This is a genomic window from Silvanigrella sp. (genome assembly GCF_044369315.1).
GTDB lineage: Bacteria > Bdellovibrionota_B > Oligoflexia > Silvanigrellales > Silvanigrellaceae > Silvanigrella.
On the sequence record NZ_JBIPMD010000270.1, the window covers coordinates 1 to 4,199 of the forward strand.

Annotated in this window: 10 protein-coding genes; 4 read left to right on the forward strand and 6 right to left on the reverse strand. The window is 27.6% G+C overall.

Annotation, left to right across the window (positions count from 1 at the left end; translation table 11 throughout):
* From ACIQ56_RS15170 to ACIQ56_RS15195, 6 genes are all read right to left on the reverse strand, one after another.
* Positions 1–634 (reverse strand): hypothetical protein (locus ACIQ56_RS15170; RefSeq protein WP_397601887.1); only part of this gene is annotated, 634 nt, incomplete at its 3' end.
* Positions 635–684: 50 nt separating this feature from the next.
* Entirely contained in the window at positions 685–870 is a 186-nt protein-coding gene (locus ACIQ56_RS15175; RefSeq protein WP_397601888.1) for a hypothetical protein, read from the reverse strand.
* Positions 871–906: 36 nt separating this feature from the next.
* The gene (locus tag ACIQ56_RS15180; RefSeq protein ID WP_397601889.1) at positions 907–1,185 is read right to left on the reverse strand and encodes a hypothetical protein; all 279 of its coding nucleotides are present in this window, start codon (positions 1,183–1,185) and stop codon (positions 907–909) included.
* 58 nt (positions 1,186–1,243) lie between these two features.
* Complete coding sequence (locus ACIQ56_RS15185) at positions 1,244–1,627, reverse strand: DUF6573 family protein (protein ID WP_397601890.1); 384 nt, start codon at positions 1,625–1,627, stop codon at positions 1,244–1,246.
* A gap of 53 nt (positions 1,628–1,680) precedes the next feature.
* On the reverse strand, positions 1,681–2,061 hold the full coding sequence (locus tag ACIQ56_RS15190; RefSeq protein ID WP_397601891.1) for a hypothetical protein: 381 nt from the start codon (positions 2,059–2,061) through the stop codon (positions 1,681–1,683).
* A 45-nt stretch (positions 2,062–2,106) separates the two neighbouring features.
* Positions 2,107–2,523: a hypothetical protein gene (locus tag ACIQ56_RS15195; protein WP_397601892.1), complete on the reverse strand. Its 417-nt coding sequence runs from the start codon at positions 2,521–2,523 to the stop codon at positions 2,107–2,109.
* A 212-nt stretch (positions 2,524–2,735) separates the two neighbouring features.
* Between ACIQ56_RS15195 and ACIQ56_RS15200 the strand changes: the two genes are divergently transcribed.
* Genes ACIQ56_RS15200 through ACIQ56_RS15215 form a run of 4 tightly spaced genes read left to right on the forward strand, consistent with a single transcriptional unit; the run spans position 2,736 to position 4,068 of the window.
* Positions 2,736–3,125, forward strand: coding sequence for a hypothetical protein (locus ACIQ56_RS15200; protein WP_397601893.1), 390 nt, complete (start codon positions 2,736–2,738; stop codon positions 3,123–3,125).
* Positions 3,126–3,146: 21 nt separating this feature from the next.
* Positions 3,147–3,377, forward strand: a complete 231-nt coding sequence (locus ACIQ56_RS15205) for a hypothetical protein (protein WP_397601894.1) — start codon at positions 3,147–3,149, stop codon at positions 3,375–3,377.
* A gap of 3 nt (positions 3,378–3,380) precedes the next feature.
* Complete coding sequence (locus ACIQ56_RS15210) at positions 3,381–3,677, forward strand: hypothetical protein (RefSeq protein ID WP_397601895.1); 297 nt, start codon at positions 3,381–3,383, stop codon at positions 3,675–3,677.
* A 13-nt stretch (positions 3,678–3,690) separates the two neighbouring features.
* Positions 3,691–4,068: a hypothetical protein gene (locus tag ACIQ56_RS15215; RefSeq protein ID WP_397601896.1), complete on the forward strand. Its 378-nt coding sequence runs from the start codon at positions 3,691–3,693 to the stop codon at positions 4,066–4,068.
* Positions 4,069–4,199 lie beyond the last annotated feature (131 nt).

Genomic DNA, 4,199 nt, shown 5'->3' on the forward strand with positions numbered 1-4,199 from the left:
TCGCTCCGTATGCTTCCACTTGAATTCCATCTCTACTTCCCCCAATTACAATACAAGGAAGATACTCTACTCTCAATTGATCTTTTTTTGCAACAGAACCAAAATTAGCCTGCTCATATGCTTTTATTAATTCTTTATTTTCTTCATTTATTAAATCAGGTTTTTTCAAATACCAATTTATGATTGCTCTTTTGCCATCTAGTTCTCTGTACAATGCAATATAATCAAAAAAAATGTTCATTTCAGAATCATTTAAGAGAACTATTTTATTGCTAAATTCGTTGTAATTACCTAATTCTTTAGCTGCTTCTATTCCACTTGCCATAGCATTGTCATAGTTAGCATGATCAAACTTTTCTATAATTTTTCTTTTTTCGGTATATTGATTTGATAATAATTCTAAATTTTTAGGAACTTCAACTTTATTTATTGCTTTTAATTTAATAATTGTATCAATAAAATCTTGATTATAGTCGTTAATATCGTCAGGATCAATATAGCCATAATTTGGGTTTGTATTGCGACTCATTAAAAAATCCCTACCTACAACGGAAGAGTGATTGCCGCTCATCATCAAATCCAGAGCTGTATATATTTCATTTAAATTGTTTTTTCTTAATGTTTTCTTAGCCATAAAAAAGCCTCCCTCTAAGAATGGGAGGCTTGCATATATTTAAATCAATTTCAATCTTTTCTCCTATCATATTTTTTACAATAATCCATAGCCATTTCAACATGCTCAAACATATTATTGTACAATTTTTTATCTATTTCCTCGTTTTTTATGCCTTCATTTAAGTAATCTAAAACTTCATTTAAGGTATCAAATACTACTTTATAGCCAGACTTATATTCTTTTTTTGCTTCCATAAAACACCTCATTTTAATTAATATGTATTATAAATTTCATACTTCTTCATAAATTGGTCTGATAGTATCATCAGCATAATCAACTTCATATCTCTTAAATTTACCTTGTTTTTTTAACTTTTCTTTTCCCTCCTTTAGTTGCTGCTTCATTTTTGTGATAATTTTAGGATCAACATCTATTACATCTTTTTGATAAAGTGAAAATCTTACTTCTATTTCTTCACTATCTCTAAAAAATGTAAAATTAATATTTTCATTTTCTTGTCGTCTTTTCCATTGTCTATGTGCAAACTCATCTGTGTAAATTACTGTCATTTTGGAATTCCTTTTTAATTAAAATATTTAATGAACGCCTCAATTAAGAGGCGACTTATCAATCATCAGATAAATCTTTTAAAATAAAAAAATTATAACCATCAAATTTTAAAACTGCTGTTATCTCTGTAGCTTCCATTTCATCAACAACACAATAAAATACAAAATGTGAATAGCCATTTTTAACAGCTTTATGCATCATAAACCTTGCCATAAAAAGAATATCCCAAGCTCTACCTTTTTTATCATTTAACATTTTTTTTGCGCATTCAGTTAAATCTATATAATTTTCATAAACAAATTTTGAGCAATATACTGGAATATTTATTCCTAATTCGCAAACTTCATTTTTAAATTCTCTTGATAAATTAAAAAGACATCCATCTTCAACGGCATTCTCAATTGTGTACTCAAAAATAACTTTAGCATTTTGATTTGACATTATATTATTCCTTTAGTTTTAAAATTAATAATTTTAACCGCTATTTATGCGGCTTATAGGATATTCTTAGAATTTTCCCAATACTCTTTTTTTCTTAGAGCTTTATTATATAGGGAATATAATGTTTTATAAATTCTTGGATTTTCATCCGAGTTATATTCAAACATTCGCAATTCTTTTAAAAATCTATCAATTAAATCAGGTTTTAAATATTGTTTGTAACTATTCCCTGAATTTAATGAAATCAATATTTTATTAAGCTCTTCTATATGAATACTCATGTTTTCGTTATATCTTTCTGAATAAGCGCCCCAGTTGCTTTCTGCTAATTGATTAACTAACTTAATGCAAGGCAATCTAAATTCCTCATCATCCTGAATAAGTAATGCTGTTGCAGTAAAGTAAAAACTTAAATTAAATGCTATTACACTCATGATGTATCCTTTTTATATTTTAGAAGTATATTTATTTGCCGCAGATTAAGCGGCTTTTTGAGCGCCTTGAACTGAATTAAAAAGTTTTTCCCTTAATTCTAAATCAAACAAATCATCAATATTATAAAAGTCAAAAACCTGATCACCACAATGAAAATGTAGTTCATTTTCAAAATCGCTTGATTCGTCGTACACAACAATATCAATTTTAAAACAGCCTAAATATTCCATCATTAAATCTTCTTCTGGAACGTTTACATTGTAAATTTCGTTAAATAAATGAATATGTGTTAACTCTTTATTGATAAAGATTAATTGATCTAAACCTTCAACTCTATCCGCTTCAGCAGATTCTAAATATATATGATCTCGATTTAATATTAATTCTTTAGAGGCTAGTTCGGAAACAAAATCATAGAATTTGTAATATTGAAACTGGCAAGGAATTTTAACGTTTTTCATATCGATACTCCCTATGGGAATGAGTTAATTGTGAGCCGTTTTGTCTCACATATAATTGTTTACATCTATTAAAAAAATTTGTCAATTTAATTTTTAGTTTTTTTTTTAAATTAATTTTCTAATTTTATTTGACAAAATTTTAATTACATGTAAATATTTATTTGTGGAACGATAGTCGTCCATAAATAAACTTTCCCAAAGGGAGAACCGACATGACAAAGTCATTAAATATTTTACCATTCCAAAAGATAAATTTACTAAAGTTAAACCCAAAAGATGAAGTTTTGCTTTCTGATGGGCAAATTAGAAAAGTTAAAAAAGTTGAGTTTGATACAATTAAAAATAAAACATTTGTTGATGTAACATTTGATAAAAAGGTAACTGGTTATATTAACTCAAAATTAAAATCCAACAATCAATTATACTATTCAAATGGTAATCATATTGAAGAAGAGAATGGTAGCTGCATAAATATAATTGGTATAATCGAAAGAAAAAATCCTATCAAACTCACTGATAAATATTCAAACTACACTAGAGAAGATTTAATTTATCAACTAGATAACCTAATTCAATGTCAAAGAAAATTAGTAAATCAATAATAAATTTTGAGGTGACTTAAGATGAAAATTTCCGAGATAATAGAGCTTTTAGAATTAATAAAAGAAGAACATGGAAATAAAAATTTCTGGATATTTAATGATACTTTTGGTGACCATAAAGTCTATTCCATTAAAGTTGGTCAAAATAAATTAAATGAAACGGTAGTGTATTTTGACCATGATGATAAAGAAGATGCGAAAGATATTGAGTATACATTGACAGATTTAAATACAACAAAGAAAGCGAGTTAAAATATGAATTGTTCAGAATGCAATAACTCAGGACATGTTGAAGTTTTTACTTGCTGCAAAGGCTTTGATGACTTACTTAATAAAGAATGCTGTGGAATGCCTTACTTTGCAGAAGACTTATGTAAATGTGGAATAATAAAATCGTATCAAATAACATATATTCATAATAATGATGAAGAAGAATCAGAAATTTATATCAATGCTAAGTCGGAAAAAGAAGCAAAGAAAATTTATTATTCAAAAGTAGAAAATGATGAATTGCCAGAGGATTCTAGTTTTTCAAGTATATCTGAAATTTAACAAAGGACACTCTATGAAAGCTTATATCAATAAAAATACTCATTACAAATGTGACTATGATTTGAAATATCCATGGCCTGATCATACGGTTTTAAAGCCTATGTATGATACTGATGAAAATAATAACAAAATAAATTTTTGTTTTGATCTTTATATTAAAATTCCTGAAACAGTTATATTTACTGAAGGAGATAGTTTTGAAGAATGCGAGGATTTTGCTTGGAATAAATACAATGAATTCTTAAATTGTTCTCAACATAAATATGAACTAATTAACAAAGAGCGCTTATCTCCCTCTTCTTGGGTTTTTGCATGCAACAAATGCGGACAAATGCATTTGGGTGACAAAGCATTATTTATAAAAAGTCATCTAGCGGATACAGCTTTTTAAAGGTAAATATTTATGGTGCGCCAAGATAAGTGCGTAAGAACCAGTGAGTGCGAATCTCACCCACGTAAAGATTAGCCATCAGCGTGGAAGTAAGCAGTGCGATTAATAAGGTAACAAATTAATTGAAGCCA

What these genes read in the sequence shown, in the direction of transcription:
- ACIQ56_RS15175 (WP_397601888.1), bottom strand. Translation starts at nt 870, where the DNA reads ATGGAAGCAAAAAAAGAATATAAGTCTGGCTATAAAGTAGTATTTGAT.
- ACIQ56_RS15180 (WP_397601889.1), bottom strand. Translation starts at nt 1,185, where the DNA reads ATGACAGTAATTTACACAGATGAGTTTGCACATAGACAATGGAAAAGA.
- ACIQ56_RS15185 (WP_397601890.1), bottom strand. Translation starts at nt 1,627, where the DNA reads ATGTCAAATCAAAATGCTAAAGTTATTTTTGAGTACACAATTGAGAAT.
- ACIQ56_RS15190 (WP_397601891.1), bottom strand. Translation starts at nt 2,061, where the DNA reads ATGAGTGTAATAGCATTTAATTTAAGTTTTTACTTTACTGCAACAGCA.
- ACIQ56_RS15195 (WP_397601892.1), bottom strand. Translation starts at nt 2,523, where the DNA reads ATGAAAAACGTTAAAATTCCTTGCCAGTTTCAATATTACAAATTCTAT.
- ACIQ56_RS15200 (WP_397601893.1), top strand. Translation starts at nt 2,736, where the DNA reads ATGACAAAGTCATTAAATATTTTACCATTCCAAAAGATAAATTTACTA.
- ACIQ56_RS15205 (WP_397601894.1), top strand. Translation starts at nt 3,147, where the DNA reads ATGAAAATTTCCGAGATAATAGAGCTTTTAGAATTAATAAAAGAAGAA.
- ACIQ56_RS15210 (WP_397601895.1), top strand. Translation starts at nt 3,381, where the DNA reads ATGAATTGTTCAGAATGCAATAACTCAGGACATGTTGAAGTTTTTACT.
- ACIQ56_RS15215 (WP_397601896.1), top strand. Translation starts at nt 3,691, where the DNA reads ATGAAAGCTTATATCAATAAAAATACTCATTACAAATGTGACTATGAT.